This window comes from Elongatibacter sediminis (assembly GCF_037892215.1).
Lineage (GTDB): Bacteria > Pseudomonadota > Gammaproteobacteria > Xanthomonadales > SZUA-36 > Elongatibacter > Elongatibacter sediminis.
The window spans coordinates 423,835-443,842 of sequence record NZ_JAZHOG010000002.1; the positions used below are offsets into that span (position 1 = coordinate 423,835).

Genomic DNA, 20,008 nt, shown 5'->3' on the forward strand with positions numbered 1-20,008 from the left:
TTTCGCGGGACAGCGCTGCTCGCCGGACCGATTGCACCAATCTGGAAACAATAGTCACCTTTGTCTGAATGCTGCGTGTGTGGGAACACCCGTGCCCTGACTGAACCCGGGCCAGTTACGCCCACGCTTTGATGCTTCTTCGAGCAATGCTTTAATGCGGTCTGCCTTATCCTCCGCCAAACCCCAATTCTGAAAATATCCTCCGAGCGGAAAGAACTCCTTCGGAAGCATCAGCATCATCAAACGACGAGCGATGCGAAGCATCAGATAGGCTCGAGGGCGCAACCAGACAGCGAGCAAGAAATAGGACCTGACCAGCCATTCCCTGAACCGAGGAGGGCGATAAAACTCGACCCAATCATCGATGACGGCTCGAATGTTCTGCCGGGAGACTTTGGCATTGAAAAACAATTCTTCGCACTCGACGAAGTACTGCCCCTCCCATAAACCTCTCAACTGTTCTGGCGCATGATGTTCATCAAGCAGCTTCGTGCCCGCCCGCAATCGCACTCGCCTCGACTCGATCACAGCGGAAGAAAGATGGCTGGTGATGCGAGGTGTCTCCCCGCGCCGTATGAATACATCCGGCAAGCAACGTGGATATTTGCGAACTGCCGTGCCCTGGAGTAATGCACGGGTATGTAATTCGGCATCATCACCGTACATGACCCGTTCGTTAAAGCCGCCAAGTCCTATGAAGGTTTTCCTCCGCCACAGCCCAGACGACGTATGCCAAGGCGGATCCGAGCGCAGAAATCGCTCCAGGTCGTCGTTCCCTTCAAGCCGGTTCCAGCAAATTTCGAGATCGCCCGGGTAACGGTTGAACAACATGACCGGGAATACCCAAAGCGCGGTGTCGGAGCCTTGCTGGGCTTGGCAAATCCGTTCCAAAAGACACCAGGGGGCGAGTATGTCATCGGAATCAACGAAGAGAAGGAACCCTCCGCGGGAGGCCGCCGCGCCGAGATTACGGCAACGCGACGGTCCCTTGAGCCCATCGATTCGCTGCAGCACACGCACGCGATCGTCTGCCAAAGACTGGATGTTCCGCCATTCGTCCTGCCCGGATCCATCATCAACAATGACAACCTCCCAATTGGGGTAACTCTGCGTTCGAATGGAATGCAAGGTTTCGACGAGCAGTTCTGAGCGGTTGAAGTGTGGTATGACGATGGAAACCAGTGGTGATTCGGTCACGTCTTGGGCGCCGCCGGCCTGTCTGAGATATTCAGCATACTGAGGACTTTGCGAATGGCCCGAACGGGCAGGCTTCCGGTCAGCTTTCTTCGATCGAGCCGCCAGGACACGAGGGCCTCAGGATGCCGCAGGTTGTGCAGTGCCGTGCGCGGCAGCGACCACAGGTTGTGCGGCCACAGGTACGCATAGGGGGGGTCAATAAAGTGTTCCAGGTTCGCACCGTCATATTCTGTACGCGCGCCCTCATGCAGGTGATAGGCGCGGATCGAAAAAGCCGGGTTGATAACCTCGTAGCCCGCTTCCCGCAATTCGTGAAGAAAACGGTTATCGCAACGCGGGACACCAACACAGAAGTCGCCTCGAACCGTTTTCGGCGGCCCTTTGAACACCCATGCGTCCTGGCTGTCGTTGCGGTCGAATAGAGATGGCTGCGCCAAACTGTTCGCATCCCATCGGGAAAGCACCGCGCACTGTGTCGGCTTCAAGGCCGACCCGAGAACTGCAATGCTGTTATCGAAATAGATATCGCTGTTGGCGAAAATGCACAGGTCCGAATACGCCGGTTTAATTTCATTTACCCATCGCAAATAATCTTCGTAAGTCGGCCGGTGAAACTGTTTTTTTGTTCTGAGCTTTTCATGCCTTACTGGTGCGTCGGGCACATCCTCCAGGAGGACACAGACTTCATCGATTGCCCCCAAATCCAGGTTCTGTTTCAGGCAATCCAGTATTTCGGACCACCGCCGAGGGTTCTGCTCAAGATGCAGTGAAGTGAACAACCGAATCACCAGAGGAGGCCGAATTTCACGTCAGATCGAAATTTCGTAGTCCATTTGGGTCAAAAAGGGCTCGAAGGCTTTTGTTGTTTGTGCCACTTCGTCATCGGTCATTTCTACTTTCCAACGCTGGGTGGTGCCCTTATTGAAATTCAAAGCCTCTTTGCGCACCGTGCGTTGGTGCTGCACAACGCTACGAACCTGGTCTTCCGATACTTCCCACTCCAGAAAAGCAGCCATCTTTTTCAATTCTGTCACTGGCTCCGAGATGAGATCTTCGTACTTGATGAGATGAACGGGAGAATAGTCTGACCAGGCAATGAATACCGAGACCAGTTTCTTCACAAAAGGAATGGAGTCAACAACCGAATGATACTCAGTGAACTCTCCCGTTTTCACCCCCTTGGCACGACTCCGCCGTCCATGATCGAGTGCCGAAAGGATGACGTCCCGCGGATCCCGAAAGTTCATTGTTACCTTGACCACACCCAACTTCACAAAGCTCTTGAGCAATGCCGTCAGTTCCCAGTGATTCTTGACGACGACGGTTCCTGAAAGGAAATTGATTCCGAGTAATCGAATCAAAGCGGTTAAGCGAGGTTCCGCGACATACCGACCACCAAATGCTCGCTTCAGAGCGTCCTGACCGGATTGTTGTCCCGTCATTTCCAGCAGTTGCTCCTGATAATTGGCCAGTAGCGTGCTGCCGGATTTGGGCATTGCGTTACTGAGGACAATCATGAGCAAAGCCCTTTAAAGAAATTGACTCCGGGCCGTTCCGGCGAATGGCCATCTGAGCGCCTGCGATTGATCAACGCGCCAATGGCCATCGAAGACGCCGTAGCAGCCGGTCCCTTACTCGCGTGTGAGTCCAAACCCGAAGCGTTTCCCGGTAGTGCGCTTGAATCGCCTTGAGATACGCTTTGTCCTCCGAGATGCACCGCCGCTCGGGTTCAACGTTACGGGCGAGACGCAAACGCCGATGGTATCGCATCTTGTCGTTATGACAATGAACCCCGCTGCCGTCAAACCCGATATTCCGAACCAGAGTTTTTCTCGGATAAAGGCAAAGTCCATTCAGTAGAAAAATGCTGGCGTACCAGCGAACTGCCCACGTGTTCAACTCTCCGCGGACATTTCGCTCCAGCTCTTCAAAGTGAAACGAATATCCGTCGAGGTCAAATTGGGTTCTGCCCTTTCGTCCGACTTCAATGAGCAGGTTTTCAGCATCAGCGCGATAATGCTTCCAGGCTCTCCGCCAAGTCCCCCATCCCCATGAGGTACTGACGCGCAAGAAACCGGTGGATTGAATCCATGGCCAATTCTTCACCATGAATCCGGAAATCTGGAATACCTGGTCCTCATCCGCATACAAATCCAGCGCGCCATTCATGTATCGGAGAAAACCTGGTGAGATTTCTATGTCATCTTCGAGCACAATCACACGGTCGTATGACTCCAGGACTCTGCTAATGCCAGTGCATATGGATTCTTTCAATCCTCGATTAACATCCGCCTCAATGATTTCAACACGACCACACCAGGGACGTTCGCGGATTAGACGTCTGACTTCCCTATGGTTGCGCCGATCCATCGCATCGGCTTCTTGAGCCAGCCCATCCGCAAAGATGTAGAGGCAAGAACGCTCGGCGCCATCATTTCGACTCAGCGCTTCCAGAGTACGTCGTGCATGCTCCGGGCGGTTGTAAACAAAAAGTGCTATTGGCGCTTCAACCACGGTCCCGCAAACTCTCAGGCTTCCCGGCCAAAGAAAGCCAGTGCCTTGCGAATCCCGTCCCTGAAGGTCAACTTGTGACGAAAGCCGTATTGCACCTGCTTTGCGGTATTTCCTCCCCGTGCGAACACCCCCGATGGTTTGTCCGAAAGCCCAACAACCTCAGGATCGTAACCGCATTCTTCTGCAGCCATTCGGGCAAACTGTTTAAAGGTGGTGTAAATGCCCGTCGACAAATTCAATGCATCACCGTCGTCGATTTTATCCATCGTGGCGAGCACGCCATCCACACTGTCTTCGATGTAGATGAAGTCGCGCATCTGTTCCCCAGTGCCCCAGACAGTCAATGTGGGCTGGCCCATATGTGCTATTGCGCGCTTGCAAATACTGGGAAACGGATAGGAATCGTCCTGGTCCTCGCCATAACCCGAAAAGGGCCGGTAGCACACCGACTTCAGCCCGTGCTTCTCAAACGCCAGGCGCGCCAGGTACTCGCAGGTCAGCTTGGCCCAGCCATAGGTCATGTCCGGCATGCCGATGTCACCGTCAAAGCGAATCATGTCTTCGCTTAACAGTTCGTAACTTCCCTTTTTCTGCCTGTCAATCGGATAAGCGGCGCTGGAACTGAAGCACACCGTCTTCGCCGGCCGTACCCGCTCCGCCCACTGCCAGTACTCTGCGTCAATGGAGAGGTCGTCAGCCACTGCCAACGGACGATTCTCGATCATCGCCCTGCCGCCGACCATGGCTGCGAGGTGAAATACATAATCGAAATCATCATCGGCGCGGGTTTTGAACCAATTGCGGCAATCCTGCTGATAGAAGTAAAAATTCTCGTAATCTCCCGGACTGAAAAGCGGCCAACCGGAGTGTGGATCCAGTCCGCCAGTGTCCGGCGCGATGGGATCCACGCAGTGCACTTCGTCGCCTGATTCCAGATAACGTTTGCAGAAGCGGCGACCGACAAAGCCGGCACCGCCCGTGATGAGTATCTTCTTCATGCCGTTTTTCTCATACCATTGAGTTTTTCGAAGAACTCGAAGTAACGATCGGCGCACTGCTCCGCCGACCATTCACCAAGTGCCAATTTCATATTGGCAGGACCAACCTCATTCCGCGCTGCAAGCGCGAATGCCTGCTCAACAGCAGCAGCAGCGCTTTCCGGGTGATTGGGATCAAACACCACGTTCCCGGTGGATCTGAGCAAGTCCCCCACATCCAGAGAGTCCGGACCAATCACGACTCTGCCGAAGGTCATGCCGAGGGTGATATTGCCGGAATTCAGAACGTGTAATCTTGGAATCAGCAGTACATCGGCGGCGTTCAGGTAAGTCTGCGCATTTTCCTCTGCGACAAATTCATAATTGAAGTGATAACGGGGATGGACGCGATAGTACAGGCGCTTTAAATCACGCAACCAGTACTTCAGGCGGATCCAGGATACATCGGCCAATTTCTCACGCCAGCGCGATACCAATAGCAGTTTATGCGGCAAACGGGCGTCGTGGAACGCATCCAGGACCATTTGGCGTTCCTCTTCACTGCGGATAGCTCCAAAAACCAACAATACCTTCGCCCGATCCGGGATACGCAATGCTCGTCTCGCCTGCTCGCGTGAGATCGTATTCGGCAATGAAGCGTAGTTGTGGTGTGGCACAACGGCATGTAACGGTACACCGTGCACAAATCTGGTGTTCGCATATCGACGTTCGAAATCCTCGACACTGGGGTCGGCGAAATGCACGACGCCATCGACATACCGGTAGACCATTTCGTACATCCGTTCCCAGCGGGGATCCGAGCGAGCACCGTGAGGAAGCAGCACGTGACGGGTGATTACCAGTTTGCTGCGGCCAGACCAATACTGCAGCCGCTCCTCGACCGCAGACATCAACTTTCTCGTGAGTGAACCCCTTAAGGCTTGCTCGGTCTCGAACGTCATGTATTCCGGAAAATGCAGGTGGACGATATCGTAACGGCCCTGCTGATTCCAGAATGCTTCGTGGTCGTGAACAATGTTGACGTGACGCTGTAGCGCAACATTCAGGTCCACAAGAAAGCGATTCTGCGGAAGAGGAATGTTGGCAACGAGAACTTTCAGGTTTGGTTCCGGGTCATTGACCTGCCCAACGACGTTCTGGTTTTCACCCTCGCATCAACCTGTCCACGGGCCTGTGTAATCAATTCATTCAGGCACCCAATGTGGCGGTCGATACTGAAGTTTCTTTGAATATGTTCACGCGCTGCACGGCCCATTAGTCGACACTTATCAACATCAGCCAGCAAACATCCCATTCGCTTTGACATGGAATCCACATCCCGCTCGTCAACCAAAAACCCGGTCACGCCTTCAACGACCGCATCCGGAATGCCAGCGTGGCGGGTTGCGACCACCGGAAGTCCTGCTGCACCAGCTTCCAGGATCGCAACCGGTGTACCTTCCGAGTCGCCATAGGTTGGACACACCGAGTGCTGAACGAAGCCGCAGGCATTCTCAAGCAGTTCATGTACTTCTTCATGACGGAGCGCCCCAGGGAATGACACCCGTTCCTCAATTTTCCAGGTGCGCGCCAGAGTTTTGCACGTTTCAAGCAACTCCCCGCATCCACCCATCACCAGAGAGGCGTCAGGATGTTCTTGTAGCGCTTGCCTGAAAGCCATCAGGGTCAGGTAAGGAGCCTTTATATCCGTGAAACGGCCGACCGCGACGAGTGTCTTACGATAATCCGGTCGAATTTCAAGGAATGACCTTCGCGGACCATAGGGGTTGTAAACAATCTTTGCCGGATCCGCACCCATCTCAATGAGTTTCTCGATCATCGAGTGCGAAACGCTTATCAACCGAAACGCATACTCGAACATCGCTTGGTAGCGTCCTTGAAACCCCTCCAACATTGGATTTCGATGAACGTCATGACCGTGAAAGTGAACGATCAAAGGTATGCCTAGATCCCGTGCATGTGGGCAAATATTGGAGCCGTGGATACCGAATTCGGCCAGAATCACATCCACGGCATGAACCCGCATGAATGCCGCGATTGAGTCATGACGACCCGCGTAGGTCTCCTCCCAAGAGCTTCTTCGTTTTTCGTATAGCCAGTGTGGAAGAAGCTTGCTTAACTTTTTCTGCCAAGGTTTTTGGCTATAAAAGTAGCGTATTTGCCGTCCGTTGAAGGTCAAGTTTGGATAGCGTTCGGTAAGAGTGACCTTCTCACCAGCCAGCATTTCAACGTGTGCACGAATGAACGAAGATGAATGAAACTGATTGAGCCCTTGGATAATGCATAAACTCACTGCAGCAGCACCCAATTCACACGCTCAAGGCTACGTCCGTGGATAGTTACATTCATCCAGCCACCATCCAAATCGGTCACAAATCTCGTTCTGCAAGTTTTGTTCAAGCACTGCCCTCCACTCTCCATCCGTAGTTCCTGTGGCGTGGTTAGGATGAAACAACGTCTCTTTTGAATAGCCATCTCCAGACTTTGGAATCTCGGTATTGTTGACGTGTTCCCACACCCACCCTGCATCGACTTGCATCTTCAGGCAGCCAGCGATCCGTTCAATCCAAATCAATGGATCCTCAATCAAATCTTCATACTTTATGAGCAGCGTACCGTACCTTTTTGCAATCAGGTATTGATTAATGCAGTAACTCACGAAACCCAAGTCCGGCTTGCCTCCAAATTTTCGATTCTGGCTCACCATCGCGGTACGTACATCACGATACGTATAGAAGATTTGGCGTGCCCGCAGTCTCAACAGTACGGGAAGCGTATGCGTTTTTATAATGAATAAATCGGCAGCACCCAATTGCGCGTAGTCTCGAATGTACCCTGCAGTAATAGTCGTGGGTGACCGCAAACCAAAGAGTTGTTTCAAGATATTGAACAGCAGTGTTGAACCAGACCGCTGCATCCCAGCAGAAATCACCAAGTCCGAAAATGCCACTTTTCGTAGCACTTTAGCCTGAAATGGCAGACCGTTGATGTTCGAAATGCTAGCTCACCCCGACTTTTATCACGCTGTGCTTCAGCGTCTGCCCACTGCACCGATTCTGCGATGGAACGACGCAATAGCCTTATCGAAGGATTCCATGATTCTGGAGTTTGCCCAGTGATATCCGATTCTCTGTTTCATCCTGACTCGGCGTGAATTCTGCGCTCGCCCATGGGCAAAAATGTTTCCAAAAAATCGCACTATCGCGTCATCAGTTAACTTGGCCGGCATCCGGCCGCCGGGGAATATCGGGGCTGTTACGTAGCTCTTCCACAGGCTATCGTCTTGATCGATCTGCTTGACGAGATCGACCACAGAGTCCAGGTTTCCAAAATCATGCACATTGATAAAGCAAGCCGGGTTAAAGTCCTGACTTATGTCGGGATCACCCCAATAGATCGGAATGCTTCCGTAAAGCAGTGGCTCAATGATCTTCTCCGTTGAATACCCCGAGCGACTGGAATTTTCGAACGCAATCGTAAATTTCGACTGGCAAACCAAAGCCCTTTTATCATTCACTCGACCGTTCATGTTATTGCATACTGCGCCGCCTGAATCCACCGGCCTGTATCGGCTGAGCAATTTGAAAAACTCAATGCGCTCTTGCGCTTTATCGTTACTGTAAATGAAGTTACAAAACCGGCTTACCCGTTTTGAAATGATGGAAAAATCCCGCTCTGGCTCAGTGCATGTTGTATCAAACCAGTGCCGGTGCAGGGGCAATCTCCAGTGACGATGTGAATAGACTCGCTCATGTGTGAGTGCGTAGTCAGCTTCCTGCCAATTAGGCAGAATATTCTCACCCGTGGTGAATATTCTAATAACGCTCGGAGGGTAAGAAAGGTGTTCGCCATTGCCCGCGTCGCCATAAAACAAGAAATCCGGCCGATCATGAAAACGAAGATCAAAAAACCGGCGCAGAAACCGAATGTACCACCATTGCTCAGGATCAGTTCGTGCCGGGCCTCGCATCGTTGGCTGGCAAACATTTATCGAGACAGCCGGCTTTTCAAATGGCTTGGTTTCATTGGTCATCTTGTTACCAATCGCTTTGCCTATTCACCATATTCTCTGGCCCGAGAGTCGCCGCCTTATCCGTCCGGCGAACTTCCTCCCTCGTCTGTATATCCGCAAGGGCAAGACAGGTGGTGAAGGTCGCGGATCTGCCGATGAAAGCGCCGGATTAGTCCGGGGAAGCACCATTACTGACGGGATACTTATGACCTGTTTGCCTTTCACCCTTGCTTGAATTCGGAAGAACAAATCTGCCCACCGCTCCACGCAAGCCTGGTGCGAGTAGTTTGACGAAACACGAGATTTTGCAGCGCGTGATAACCTCTGCCAAAGCCCGGATTCGCACTGAAGCCGCGCAATGGCACGGACAAGTTCATCGCCTCGATCATCCACAATCAGACCGGTAACACCATCCTCCACGAGTTCGGGCACGCCACTGCGCATTCGAAGGCAGACTGGGACGACCCCACATGCCATCGCTTCCAATACCGCGATCGGCAATCCCTCATAGTCCGAAAGCAAGACCAGCACATCACAGTCCAAGAGATGGGATTGAATCTCGTCCGCCGGAACCCGGCCCGCCATTCTTATTGGAAGTTCGAGACCCATCGAAGCGATGACTTGCTCGACGTTTCTTCGATCCGGGCCATCCCCATACAGCACCGCTTCCGTACCCGGAATTTCGCTTATGACTCGGCACAGTGAACGGGCAACCTGGGAAATTTGCTTTTGTTCTTCCGCCAGTCGGCCAACGTATGCGATGCGCAGGCAGCCTTTGGTTTTTTCGCGTTCCTTTGCGGGAACTTCAACCCCGTATGGTATCCGTTCGATCATCGTATCCCTGGGCTTGAGCGCGACAGCCTGACTTTCCAATTCCCGGGAGACACAGGCTAATGCTGAAACGCGAAATGCTTTCCTGCCAAAAACAAATTCATCCCGAATCCCGCGATAAAAGGGATCATCGGAATGGAGCACGCCTACGGTGGGAATGCCGGCCGCCCGCACCCAACGGCCCGCGAAGTAGCCGGCAACCACCAAATTGGGAACGAATATATCGGGTGACTTTTGGCGCAGGTGAGCAAGAATCCACTTAATTCGTTCTCGAGTGTGTTCCTGGCAGGCTGTTTGCTCACAGTCAACACCATGTTTTCTCAGGCTCTCCAGACAGGGTCCGGTATCGCCCCAGTGAGTCAGGAACAGGCAGCTTGATTCGATGCCGTATTCGTATAACGCTGGCAGCAAATGAGCCAGCCAGGTTTGTGGCCCACCGATGCTGTCCGGTTTGTCATAGGCGCAAAAAGCTACCCTCAGCATTGAGTTATTCGGCTATGGAAATTACCTGGATATTCCGACGGGTGATTCCGCTGAAATGGCAAACTAGTGGAGATACAGATCATCGAGCCTTGGGGCTATTTTTTTCCAGTCGTATTCGCTAACCACTCGCTTTCTGGCCTCGACTCCATATGAACGATCCACCCTAGCCTGGCAGGCTTTTTCCGTTAAGTCATCAAGATCGCCTAACTTGTAAACCAGCCCTGTATCACCTGAACCAAGCACCTCTGTGCAACCAGGCTCATCAGGGACGATGACCGGTTTGCCATGAGCCATCCCCTCCATAACCAATGTAGGCAGCCCTTCCCGTTTGCTCGTCACTATAACTGCGAGGCTGGCGGCGATTGCATCCTGAACGTCCGAATGTGACATTGAACCGAGCAAACTCAGGTTATCCGGTAATGTTTCAGGCCAATCGCCAAGCGGATCGCCCTCAGCAAATCCACCGCCAATCATCACAAACTGCTGGTCTGGCATACGATCAGCTAGCCGGACAAGTTCAATCGGGTCTTTTACCGGGTCATTTCGACCCACCCAAAGCATGAAATCAATCAAACCTGTCTTGCGAACGAATCGTGATGAGTCCGCGCGGTCACATGCGGCTATGTCAACACCATTTGGAAGGTAAGACGTCTCGATTCCATGCTCTCTAAGAAGATAATCACGCTGCCACCGTGAAACAGACAGCGCGATATCCGCCTGACAGGCTACGTTGACCAAAGTGCAATTTATCTGTTCCTGCCACGGTTCTATGCCATTTCGGCCATGCTCAGGAAAGTAATTCAGATGATAGGTATGCACCCAGCGTATTCCCTGATTCTGCTTCTCGCGACACCATTCAATGAACCACGGAAACACGTGCGAATGCACGACCTTGATGCCCTTGGCCGGAAAGTCCAAAAAGCGCTGGCGGAAATCATGACTGAGGTGATGAGGTCCAACTGTCTTAAGCACATACTCCGGCGGGGCGAAATCCACATTCAATGACGAGTATCTCTGGATGGCCTGTATGTGGTGACGCACCCCACCGTAGGCGGCGAAGTTTGCCCCGACCAGCACCTCGGGCGGCTTGGCTGAGAGCGCATCGAGCCAGGACTGAAACGCCGCCTCGCGCTTGCGAGCGGCGGTCCGCTGCCGCAACTGCTTCCATTCGTACCCAGCACGCCGGCGATAGCCATCCAGTTTGGCAGCCAGACCCACTAATACGTCCCGCTTCGCTCAGGCATGCCTTGAGTTTGCCGGCGCCGCATCCTGCTCCAGCAGCGAGAGGAAGAAAGCACACATCCCTTCGATGGAAAAATGCTGTTTGATTCGCTGCCGATTTCGCGCGCCCAAATCTGCGCTCATGTCAGGGTTTTTCAGCATTGTCAGAATCCGCTGCGCAAGTGCCTCCGCGTCCTTTGGTGCGGCGAGACAGTCTCTCCATGTGGATTCATCCAGTGCCTGACGCGTTCCTGGAATGTCGGTCGCAACCACCGGCTTGCCCAACGCCATGGCTTCGCAAACTGCATTCGGGCAACCCTCTTTGAGCGAACTGTGAACTACCAGGTCCGACTCGCACATCAGCTCTTTGACGGTATCAATCGACCCGATAAACCGGACACTGGTGCCCAGCCCCATATCGAAAGCCAACACCTTTAATCTGGCGACTTGCGTTGCAACTTTTTGATGGCCAACCAGCGCCAGCACGGGTGCCGGACGCATCTCCCCACTCCAGGACTGCAGCACGACGCGCCAGGCTTGAAGCAGCGTCGCGTGATCCTTGTAGGGTGTGATATTGGCCACCATGCTGACCAGCGGTGTGCCTGACGATATACCAAGTTGTTTGCGCCATGTGGGTTGTAGACGATCCGTGTCAGGCAATTCAGTACCGTTGTTATAGGTCAGGATGCGTTCTTTGGGAATTCGATAAGTTTGCGCGAGAAATTCGCTTCCGGCCCATGAATTCGAGGTGATGTGCGCTGCATTCAAAAGCGCCCTGCGCTCTGCCCCGGTGCCGAACAAACCCCGCCCCTCATCTTGCTGATTCCACCAGGCGTAACGCGCGCCAGTCAAGCGCCAGATCTGGCAGATCGGCTTACTGTGCACCGCCACGAACGGAAGGATGTAATCGGGTCTGATGCTCGACTTGATAAAGCGGGCGAGCTGAAACAGGTTCCAAGCCTTTGATGCCTTTGGGGCCATGCCCTGATAAGGAAACGTGAATAATTCGCAGCCCCACTCTCGCAATGCCTCAGCCAGTGGGCCTTCCGTACCATACCAGCCAAGAACCGCGATCCGAGCATCACGCCGTTCACGAAGGTATCGGATCAAATGAAACGCTTGACGTTCGGCACCGCCCATGTGGCCATAGTGGCCGAGAGCGAACAGGTATTTTCTCGTGAGTCTTCCAGTCAAAGCTGACCAACTCTGTCTATTGCAAACCTGAAACTAAAAACTGCTACGCTCATCAGAATGGTCACTTCATTCACTCAAGTGGAGCGATCAGCCAGAAAGAACCTAAGCGTCTTATTCCTCTTCCTGTACCCGAGCTCTTTAAAATCGTTTGCATAGAAATCATTAAATGAATTGAGAGCGTCAGCTGACCAGGTTTGCCGTTTTCTCTCGCTGGCATTCATGATTTCAAGCGACCTCACCTGCTTGAGCCCCAACCATGCCTGGGCCTCCCTAACAGCTGTCTCTATTCCGTCCTCGTATCGAAACAGAGTAACGTTGGAGTCGATGAAATCAGTTTGAGGACGGAAGTGGTTATCCCAGAACCATGGTTTTCTCTTCGATTTGTGCAAACTCGTTAGTACCCACGTAGAAAAATCGATTTTCTGGCCGTATCGGTTGTCTCCGATATCAGAGCGAAAGCAGTATTCACTTTCGATCCGATCATAAGGGTTGCGAACGACAGAAAATGCGTGGTCCCAGCCTTTGCTTCCTAGCAGCATGAACAAATCACGCACGACCATATGCTGCGGACAAACACGCAATTCAGTAGGTTGTATCCGAGAGTAAAACGTCATTGTCGATTGAGAGCCTAGCGCCTTCTCAATCGACGTACCCCCTGTTTTGGGAATGTGCAGGAACAGAACCTTGACACCATTCTTCTCGAAGAGTGGCATCAGGCGTTTTCCTCAATAGTCAATTGACCTTCCTTACTGACTGATTCAATCGACCACTCTGGACAGTGCAAGGCATGCGCACCACTAAAAGAATCCGCCCTCACAAGCAAATTGACAGCTGAATCGAAACGGCACAACACCCGTTTATTGTCTATAGAGTTAATTACTGCGCTTACACTGTACTTTCCGGCCCCAAGAAAGAGTTCGCCAATTCTTGCGGTCAATTTACTGCGGCCATCGTGGCCAAATTCGAATTGGAAACCAGTCAGGTCTGGTCCCATAACGTCCAAGACTGGCAGCAACTCGCTGTTCCAAACGACGAAATGCAACTTTGCAGCGCGAAGATGTTCTCTTGCTCTAACTTCAATTGAAATCGTAACCTCATCCCCGTAACGCACATTGACCGTTTCACCTAGCCCTGCGCATCCATCAACGGTCCAAATGGTCAACCCCACAACTTCCACTTCCCCGCTACCTGTCACCGTTTGCCCAACCGAATCAAAATGGGCGATGAACCTCTCTACACCTGCACCAATGTCTGCGCCCTTGAAAAGGCTCTTCCCATTCTCCAAGACCATCACCTCATTGCACACTCTTAGAATCTGGGGCATTGAGTGTGTGACGAAGATTACAGCGCATTTGTCGAGCAATTCAGCCATCTTGTTCAGACTTTTCTGCCTGAACCCGATATCGCCGACCGCGAGGACCTCATCGATCAAGAGAATATCGGGCTCCAGCTGCGTGGAAACTGCAAAGCCGAGCTTAACGCGCATCCCTGAACTGTAATTCTGCACCGGCATGTCAAGAAATGGCTCGAGTTGCGCGAAATCCACAATCGCATCGAAATTCGCATCCGTCTCTTTCTTGCTAAAGCCCAGCAGCGCCGCTTGGTTGTAGATATTCTCCCGTCCAGTCAGTATCGGATTGAAACCGGCACTCAACTCGATTAGCGCACCCACCCTGCCCTTCATCGTGATGCGTCCCGAATCTGGCCGGATCAGGCTGTTCAGTATCTTAAGCAACGTACTCTTTCCGGCACCGTTGTGCCCGATCAAACCCAAACACTCACCGCGCCGGACCTCGAAGGACACATCCCGCACTGCCCAGAATTCCTCAGGGCGCAACTCTGGCTCGCCCAGCTTTTCCCCAATCCCAATTCGTTCCAGACTGCGTTTCCATGGCATCAGGCTATTGGCCACGTCCTGTGCCCCGTACCACAACGAGCGCTTCAGCGAACGGCAGAACTTCTTGGAGACATGCTCGGCGCGTATCAAGACTTCATCGTCGGTGTTGTGTGCGTTGTTACGCATTGAGCCGCTCAATCAGGTGTGGCATGACCACTTTGAACACGAGGGTTGCGATTGCCAGTAGGAAGATGCTTATCAGGCCCACTAATACCGTTTCCCAGACGAAGACGGATTCACCTCCGATCAGCCAGGAACGACTCGACACCAGGGGTGCGCTCACGGGGTTCCACAGAAGGAGTGTGCGGGTGAGCGCGGATTCGGGCATCGCGTAGATTACCGGCGTTACGAAGAAACCGAAACGCAAGCCCATCTGAATGGCGCGGCCCACATCACCGTAAAGCGCCCCAATGGGCACGAACAACAGGCCGAGCGCACAGCCCAACAGCAGAAGAGTGAGAAATCCCAGTGGGAACAGCAACGCGGGCAAGCCAGGAGGGATTCCGTATACGATAAGCGCGGGCACGAGCAACAGTGCCGGTATGACACTGTTCAAAAGCGCCTTGCCGAACGCGGTCATGATCAGGGCCTCGTGCGGAAAATTGACCTTGGACAACATGCTGCGTGCGCTACCCATGATTTCCTGCATGGCCATCACGGAGGCGTTGAACGCTGTCCACAGGACAGTGCCGGTAATGACAAACAAAGGGTACGGGACGGTGCCCACCTCGATATTTACCAGGCTCGAACTGTTGAGCAGCACCCAGACCAACACGGTCGCCAGCGGCGGCAGGAACAGCCAGACATAGCCCAACAAACTCTGCCGGTACATCGCTCTCGTATCGCGGAGCAACATGCGCCAGGCCAGTGCCCGGCTTTGTGGAAAATCACGCACAAGTGACCGGATCGCATCGGTAAAGGCCTCCAAGCCCGCGTGCGGGGTGATGACCCGAACCGGCAAGGTGCGATTGTTGTCTTGCACGCCCCCACTCATGCCGCAACTTGCCCGGCGCGTGCTGATGAGTACTTAAACCATCGATCCTTGAGCACAAGCATTGGTGACTCGACCCACCTGTAGGAAAGAGCTGCAAGCGCAATAGTCGCTGCGCAATACACTGGGAACTTGATAATCCAGGAGTGCCATCTGATCACGCCAAACTCGCCAAATTTTTCCCACGGCAAAGCCAGCCAGAAATGATCGAAAACGTGCTCAGTCATGAGAACAGCAACGGGCACGTGAAATAGATAAATGCCATATGAAATAGCGCCTACATAGATAACTGCGGGGTGCAGGAGGAATCGATCTACCGTCGTTGTTCGAAAGCCGAAACTTGCCGCTTTGAGCACTAGGTACAAGGAACAGAGTCCCATGACAATGAACTGAAGCCTGAATGTCAGCGTCAGTGTCAGCAAGAGCGATAGTAGCACGATCACTTCCACTCGCCGGTCGTTGAAAAATCCCGACGGCAGTGCGTTCCACGCTACCAGGATCGCCCCCAGTGCTCCCAGTCCCAGCGAGCCCATCCGTGCCGGAAGACCGGTGTAGTTGAACTCGACCAGCGAAGTAATCAGGTGGACTGTTAACTGGACATAGCTGGCCACGACAATGACCAACGTTATCGCACTTAGTATCTTCAATCTCTTTCTCAGCGAGATCACGAGCAATGGCCAGAATAGATAGAACTGTTCCTCGACTGAAAGGGACCACAAGTAGAACAAGGGGGCTCCAGACCCCGGCTCTTTATTTAACACAACACCATAGTTGTACGTGTAACTGGCCAGCCAGGGAAACATCTCGCGCGCGGACGGATAATCAACAATCAGCAGGCAGAAGATTGTTAAGTAGTAGATGGGAAATATCCTCAAAACGCGCCTACCAATGAACTTGCGATAAGACCCACGAAAAGTGGGCGTTTGATCGTTCAGCAGTATCGAAGTGATCAGGAATCCGCTGATGACGAAAAACAGATCAACCCCGTAATATCCTGCCATAAATGGTTTGGCCAGATACCCGCCCAAATGCTCCGTAAGCACGGCACCGATCGCCACAGCTCGCAAGCCATCGAGCCTTGGCCGGTACCCGATGAACTCTCTGCGTTCAGGCATTTGGGATCACTTACAACAGTGAAGAGCATTGCGAAACTTGGAAAAATAAAACATCGAGTACAGTGGAATTCGGAGTTTCAGGATTCGCTCGCGATCCGATTCCAACACTTCGTAATCCAGGCTCTTGATCTCGGTGAGTTGGATTTCGCGGGGATGACTTGCGTTGGCATCGAACCCGATCAGCACGCCCAAGCCCCAGTCTCAATCAAGCGTGAAGAACTGCAGATTCGCGCAGAAACAGGATAGGAAGTAGTACACTTTCCAGACATCTCCGTTCCATGGGCCTTTCATATCCTGCTCATGCCGACGGGTTGAGAGGTTGCAGTCGTGAACGAAAATCACGCCGTCTCTTGCCATGTGTGGCTCGAGATGTAGTACGTCCCTGAGAGCCTGATTAAACTCATGAAGCCCGTCTACCAAGGCGACATCGATCTTCCGTTCCTGAAGCCAGGCGGCCGCCTGGCTTCGAAAAACAGATCAGACGTCGTCTGGAATAGAGCGGTGCCGTCACTCTCGATGAACTCCGGATTGATTGGTGTGGGATCGACTGCGGCTTTTCGTGTGGCTTTTATTTGACGAATACAGCCCCCATCCCGGACACCAATCTCCACGTACGTCGAATTGGGACCTGCCTTCCTCAACGCTCAATTGATATGAGTTTCCTTGTGGTACTGCGTTTCATATGCCTCTATCACGAATCGGGGCATGCGTTTCTTCACGCCATCTTTCAAAGCGGCGTATGACGTTTTGCCGTATTCAGGCGTTGGATTTCCGGTTGTGTTCATTAAGCTTCAGGCACGCTACCGCCCTGCAGCGCATTTTTGATGCTCCGCATAGGCGTGAATGGCGGCAATCCTGCCGCTTTGGCGCCCCCCTTGCCGGGCGTGGGTCTGGGCCTTCCGTGCTTCCCCCTTGGAAGTCGTGGCGCGCTGCTTGCGCGCCGGGGGTCAACCCGTTTTTTGTAACAGCATTCGATCGATTTCGACGGTGGTCTGGCGGCCCATCAGGTCAAGCAGCAGGAGGGCGCGGCGCTCGCCGCAGCATTCCTGAAACAGGCCGCGGGCGCCCGCCAGCGGGCCGTCGAATACCTGTACCTTGTCGCCCGGCGCCACCGGGACGGGTTCCAGCCGGACCAGTCCGTCTTTCGGGTCCAGCCGCTTCTGAATGAACTCAATGACGGTTTCGGGTACTTCGGCGATGTTCATGCCGAAACGCACGAGGTTGTTCACGCCGCGGGTCGAGCGTACCGGGCCAAGGCTTTGCTGGTCGGGAACGGCATTGAGAAACAGGTAGCGGGGAAACAGGGGTTCGATGCGTTTGTCGCGGGTGGTGCGGCGCTGGTACGGATTAATCGCCATAGGCAGGAAGCAGTCGAAGCCCTGGCGTTCCAGGTTCTCCAACGCGATGCGTTCCTGGCGCGGCTTGGTGAACACCGCGAACCAACTGGGGTGAGAAGACTGCACTGCCAACAACCCGAATTCTGCCTGAATCCTCTGAGACTATAGTTCATGTTCAGCTATTGAACAAATGAACTTCATCGAAAAGAAACCCACGTATGCCGCAAATCACCGACCTTTCGACTGTCACACTGCGTGAAACTGCTAATATGGTCTATTATGGGTTGCCACAAACGTAAGCATTACGGGGCCAAGGGGTCGTGACGAAGCGCTTCATTCACCGAGTATCCGGGTACCACCGACATCCGCTCACCGCAGCCATTGCCAGCGGGCTGATCGGATGCCTGCTTGCGCCCTCGGCCGTGTGGGCACAACAGGATTGCGTGGAACTCGAGGGCACGCCGCCAGGCCTTTACACCACCACCGATGAAGGTCAGGTCTATGTGATCAAGGATGGTCAAATCATCGAACTGGGCCCCGGTGATTCCGGCTTCGCATCCGAAGACAAACTCGTTTGCATCAAAGCGCCCCCGGCCATCCTCGAGTGGCCCTGCGCCACCGACGCTGCCAATTCGCGCAAGTTCGCCACCTATCGGCTGGATGAAATCACGTCGGACAATCCCGCGCAGGAAATCGTGCGACGGTTCTTCGAAGTGCCCGAGGTCATCGAGCCGATTCCCAACTTCGTCGACGGTGAATATCACACGACCTTGTCCTACGAGGACATCATCCAGTTTTCCTCTCCGGCGTACTGGTATCACCCCAACGACGCCGTAGATTTCATGCAGGAAAAGCGTCCGAAAACGCTGCAGATTTCGCTTTACGTGGGCACCAACCAGGTGGTCATCGATAACTACGCGGTGGATGAAATGCGTGAGTTATACGGTGGCCAGGACATTCCGGTGGTGTTCGTCTTCAATGATTCCAACGAAGTCCCGGTCAGCTATTTTGGCGACAATGTGAGCCTGCAGGAGCTGCACAAGGCGTTCATCGAGCGCAGCATCAAAGTGGCTGAAGTGCCGATGTGGCCGCTGGGAGACTATACCTTGGCGCCGACAGCAGACGAGTTCGAATTGTTGTTCGACCTGCCGGACCTGGAGGATATAGACCCGTTACGCCGCGAAGCACTCGCGGCCGGTCTGGAAACGTATGGCTTCACCAAAAAGCCCGTATTCGTGACCATGCTGGAGGGCTCGGACCGACTCTACATCGACGACCCCGAGCGGGTTCGAGTCGCCCTGTCGCTGGGCATCAGCCGATTGCCGACGGTCATCAATTTCGTCGAGCAGGATGTACACCTTCGCCGCTGCGGACCCGGAACACCGGTGGGTGCCGCCAACGCTTCGGTATCCGGTTCGACCACGCCCATCGGTGGACCACTGGTACCGCCCGGCGGGCTGGCCCCACCGCCACCGCCGGATCCCGCGGCAAGCGATTCCTGACAGCCACAAAAAAACCGGCCTGATGGCCGGTTTTTTCGTTGAGTTCGGGTGGCCCGCTCAGTCGATCACTTCCTGCTCGCAGACCTGGTCGCCACACAACTGGATGGAAAACTCGGTTCCCCGCACGCCCATCAGGGCCACGGGGGTCTTGACCTTGTAGTTTTCCGGGTGGGTCTTGGCCATGGCACCCGTGATCACCCGCAAACCACCGGACACGAGATTCAAGGTGGCCTTGTCGTCGGCATTGCCGTTGTACACGTAATCTTCGATGACGATTTCGGAGTCGGGCTTGACGGTAACCTTGGCACCGTCCAGGAACTGGATGACGGCAAAGCTCTTGGGCGCCGTCATAATGGAATCTTCGACGAAAATCTCATCGCCCTGCTTGAGTTCGCGGGCTTCGCCAACACCCGTTGCAAGCACGGTGCCTCGCGACGCCACGATCAGGCCGGTTGCATCGGCGGCGAACGCCTCAGACGTAAAAGCCGACAGACCGGCGATGAGAATGACGAACAGTGAACGGCACGTTTTCATAATGTGTGAACCCTTTTCTTTGCCCTCGGAAGCAGTTCAATAGCCAGTACCCTTGGCGCGGCAAAAAGTTGGCAGGGGCATATCAGGACTGCTTCAGCCCCCCTCGAACTATTGAACCCGCTACGCGGGCGACTGTTATCAATGGCCGGCCGCTCCGGCCATACCCCATTGCATGAGGGCGG

Annotated in this window: 21 protein-coding genes; 2 read left to right on the forward strand and 19 right to left on the reverse strand. The window is 53.7% G+C overall.

Annotated features, from left to right (window positions below):
• Positions 1-54 precede the first annotated feature (54 nt).
• The 17 genes from V3330_RS04590 to V3330_RS04670 all read right to left on the reverse strand — a co-directional run bounded on the left by V3330_RS04590 (position 55) and on the right by V3330_RS04670 (position 16,873).
• The gene (locus tag V3330_RS04590) at positions 55-1,197 is read right to left on the reverse strand and encodes a glycosyltransferase family 2 protein (protein ID WP_354694209.1); all 1,143 of its coding nucleotides are present in this window, start codon (positions 1,195-1,197) and stop codon (positions 55-57) included.
• Entirely contained in the window at positions 1,194-1,976 is a 783-nt protein-coding gene (locus tag V3330_RS04595; RefSeq protein WP_354694210.1) for a hypothetical protein, read from the reverse strand. The genes V3330_RS04590 and V3330_RS04595 overlap by 4 nt, the downstream gene beginning before the upstream one ends.
• A 30-nt stretch (positions 1,977-2,006) precedes the next feature.
• On the reverse strand, positions 2,007-2,693 hold the full coding sequence (locus tag V3330_RS04600) for a sulfotransferase domain-containing protein (RefSeq protein ID WP_354694211.1): 687 nt from the start codon (positions 2,691-2,693) through the stop codon (positions 2,007-2,009).
• A gap of 91 nt (positions 2,694-2,784) precedes the next feature.
• Positions 2,785-3,711 carry a glycosyltransferase family protein gene (locus V3330_RS04605; protein WP_354694212.1) on the reverse strand — a complete coding sequence of 309 codons (927 nt, stop codon included), beginning with the start codon at positions 3,709-3,711 and terminating at the stop codon, positions 2,785-2,787.
• A 14-nt stretch (positions 3,712-3,725) separates the two neighbouring features.
• Positions 3,726-4,709 (reverse strand): NAD-dependent epimerase/dehydratase family protein, encoded by a 984-nt coding sequence (locus tag V3330_RS04610; RefSeq protein ID WP_354694213.1) that lies wholly within the window; start codon positions 4,707-4,709, stop codon positions 3,726-3,728.
• Positions 4,706-5,761: a glycosyltransferase family protein gene (locus V3330_RS04615; RefSeq protein ID WP_354694214.1), complete on the reverse strand. Its 1,056-nt coding sequence runs from the start codon at positions 5,759-5,761 to the stop codon at positions 4,706-4,708. The genes V3330_RS04610 and V3330_RS04615 overlap by 4 nt, the downstream gene beginning before the upstream one ends.
• A gap of 44 nt (positions 5,762-5,805) precedes the next feature.
• Positions 5,806-7,002 carry a glycosyltransferase gene (locus V3330_RS04620; protein ID WP_354694215.1) on the reverse strand — a complete coding sequence of 399 codons (1,197 nt, stop codon included), beginning with the start codon at positions 7,000-7,002 and terminating at the stop codon, positions 5,806-5,808.
• Positions 7,003-7,032: 30 nt separating this feature from the next.
• Positions 7,033-7,671, reverse strand: coding sequence for a sulfotransferase family protein (locus V3330_RS04625; RefSeq protein WP_354694216.1), 639 nt, complete (start codon positions 7,669-7,671; stop codon positions 7,033-7,035).
• A 69-nt stretch (positions 7,672-7,740) separates the two neighbouring features.
• On the reverse strand, positions 7,741-8,742 hold the full coding sequence (locus V3330_RS04630) for a glycosyltransferase family 10 domain-containing protein (protein ID WP_354694217.1): 1,002 nt from the start codon (positions 8,740-8,742) through the stop codon (positions 7,741-7,743).
• A 24-nt stretch (positions 8,743-8,766) separates the two neighbouring features.
• Positions 8,767-10,035 carry a glycosyltransferase family 4 protein gene (locus tag V3330_RS04635; protein WP_354694218.1) on the reverse strand — a complete coding sequence of 423 codons (1,269 nt, stop codon included), beginning with the start codon at positions 10,033-10,035 and terminating at the stop codon, positions 8,767-8,769.
• 63 nt (positions 10,036-10,098) lie between these two features.
• Entirely contained in the window at positions 10,099-11,253 is a 1,155-nt protein-coding gene (locus tag V3330_RS04640; RefSeq protein ID WP_354694219.1) for a glycosyltransferase family 4 protein, read from the reverse strand.
• Between the two features lie 18 nt (positions 11,254-11,271).
• Positions 11,272-12,396, reverse strand: a complete 1,125-nt coding sequence (locus tag V3330_RS04645) for a glycosyltransferase family 4 protein (RefSeq protein ID WP_354694220.1) — start codon at positions 12,394-12,396, stop codon at positions 11,272-11,274.
• Between the two features lie 128 nt (positions 12,397-12,524).
• Entirely contained in the window at positions 12,525-13,163 is a 639-nt protein-coding gene (locus V3330_RS04650; RefSeq protein WP_354694221.1) for a sulfotransferase family 2 domain-containing protein, read from the reverse strand.
• Positions 13,163-14,473: an ABC transporter ATP-binding protein gene (locus V3330_RS04655; RefSeq protein WP_354694222.1), complete on the reverse strand. Its 1,311-nt coding sequence runs from the start codon at positions 14,471-14,473 to the stop codon at positions 13,163-13,165. The genes V3330_RS04650 and V3330_RS04655 overlap by 1 nt, the downstream gene beginning before the upstream one ends.
• Positions 14,466-15,308, reverse strand: a complete 843-nt coding sequence (locus V3330_RS04660) for an ABC transporter permease (RefSeq protein WP_354694223.1) — start codon at positions 15,306-15,308, stop codon at positions 14,466-14,468. The genes V3330_RS04655 and V3330_RS04660 overlap by 8 nt, the downstream gene beginning before the upstream one ends.
• A gap of 29 nt (positions 15,309-15,337) precedes the next feature.
• Positions 15,338-16,453, reverse strand: coding sequence for an acyltransferase family protein (locus V3330_RS04665; protein ID WP_354694224.1), 1,116 nt, complete (start codon positions 16,451-16,453; stop codon positions 15,338-15,340).
• Positions 16,454-16,654: 201 nt separating this feature from the next.
• A complete protein-coding gene (locus V3330_RS04670) occupies positions 16,655-16,873 on the reverse strand; it encodes a class I SAM-dependent methyltransferase (RefSeq protein WP_354694225.1) in 219 nt (72 codons plus the stop codon).
• Here V3330_RS04670 and V3330_RS04675 point away from each other — a divergent pair.
• Positions 16,856-17,029: a hypothetical protein gene (locus V3330_RS04675; RefSeq protein WP_354694258.1), complete on the forward strand. Its 174-nt coding sequence runs from the start codon at positions 16,856-16,858 to the stop codon at positions 17,027-17,029. The two genes, V3330_RS04670 and V3330_RS04675, sit on opposite strands and share 18 nt — an antisense overlap.
• A gap of 371 nt (positions 17,030-17,400) precedes the next feature.
• Here V3330_RS04675 and V3330_RS04680 read toward each other — a convergent pair whose 3' ends face one another.
• Positions 17,401-17,886 carry a transcription termination/antitermination NusG family protein gene (locus V3330_RS04680; protein ID WP_354694226.1) on the reverse strand — a complete coding sequence of 162 codons (486 nt, stop codon included), beginning with the start codon at positions 17,884-17,886 and terminating at the stop codon, positions 17,401-17,403.
• A gap of 224 nt (positions 17,887-18,110) precedes the next feature.
• On the opposite strand from V3330_RS04680, the gene V3330_RS04685 reads away from it, so the two are divergent.
• Positions 18,111-19,292: a hypothetical protein gene (locus tag V3330_RS04685; protein WP_354694227.1), complete on the forward strand. Its 1,182-nt coding sequence runs from the start codon at positions 18,111-18,113 to the stop codon at positions 19,290-19,292.
• Positions 19,293-19,349: 57 nt separating this feature from the next.
• Here V3330_RS04685 and V3330_RS04690 read toward each other — a convergent pair whose 3' ends face one another.
• The gene (locus V3330_RS04690; RefSeq protein WP_354694228.1) at positions 19,350-19,826 is read right to left on the reverse strand and encodes a FecR family protein; all 477 of its coding nucleotides are present in this window, start codon (positions 19,824-19,826) and stop codon (positions 19,350-19,352) included.
• Between the last annotated feature and the right edge of the window lie 182 nt (positions 19,827-20,008).

What these genes read in the sequence shown, in the direction of transcription:
- V3330_RS04645 (WP_354694220.1), bottom strand. Translation starts at nt 12,396, where the DNA reads ATGGGCGGTGCCGAACGTCAAGCGTTTCATTTGATCCGATACCTTCGT.
- V3330_RS04650 (WP_354694221.1), bottom strand. Translation starts at nt 13,163, where the DNA reads ATGCCACTCTTCGAGAAGAATGGTGTCAAGGTTCTGTTCCTGCACATT.
- V3330_RS04610 (WP_354694213.1), bottom strand. Translation starts at nt 4,709, where the DNA reads ATGAAGAAGATACTCATCACGGGCGGTGCCGGCTTTGTCGGTCGCCGC.
- V3330_RS04675 (WP_354694258.1), top strand. Translation starts at nt 16,856, where the DNA reads ATGAAGCCCGTCTACCAAGGCGACATCGATCTTCCGTTCCTGAAGCCA.
- V3330_RS04655 (WP_354694222.1), bottom strand. Translation starts at nt 14,473, where the DNA reads ATGCGTAACAACGCACACAACACCGACGATGAAGTCTTGATACGCGCC.
- V3330_RS04690 (WP_354694228.1), bottom strand. Translation starts at nt 19,826, where the DNA reads ATGAAAACGTGCCGTTCACTGTTCGTCATTCTCATCGCCGGTCTGTCG.
- V3330_RS04600 (WP_354694211.1), bottom strand. Translation starts at nt 2,693, where the DNA reads ATGCCCAAATCCGGCAGCACGCTACTGGCCAATTATCAGGAGCAACTG.
- V3330_RS04665 (WP_354694224.1), bottom strand. Translation starts at nt 16,453, where the DNA reads ATGCCTGAACGCAGAGAGTTCATCGGGTACCGGCCAAGGCTCGATGGC.
- V3330_RS04630 (WP_354694217.1), bottom strand. Translation starts at nt 8,742, where the DNA reads ATGACCAATGAAACCAAGCCATTTGAAAAGCCGGCTGTCTCGATAAAT.
- V3330_RS04635 (WP_354694218.1), bottom strand. Translation starts at nt 10,035, where the DNA reads ATGCTGAGGGTAGCTTTTTGCGCCTATGACAAACCGGACAGCATCGGT.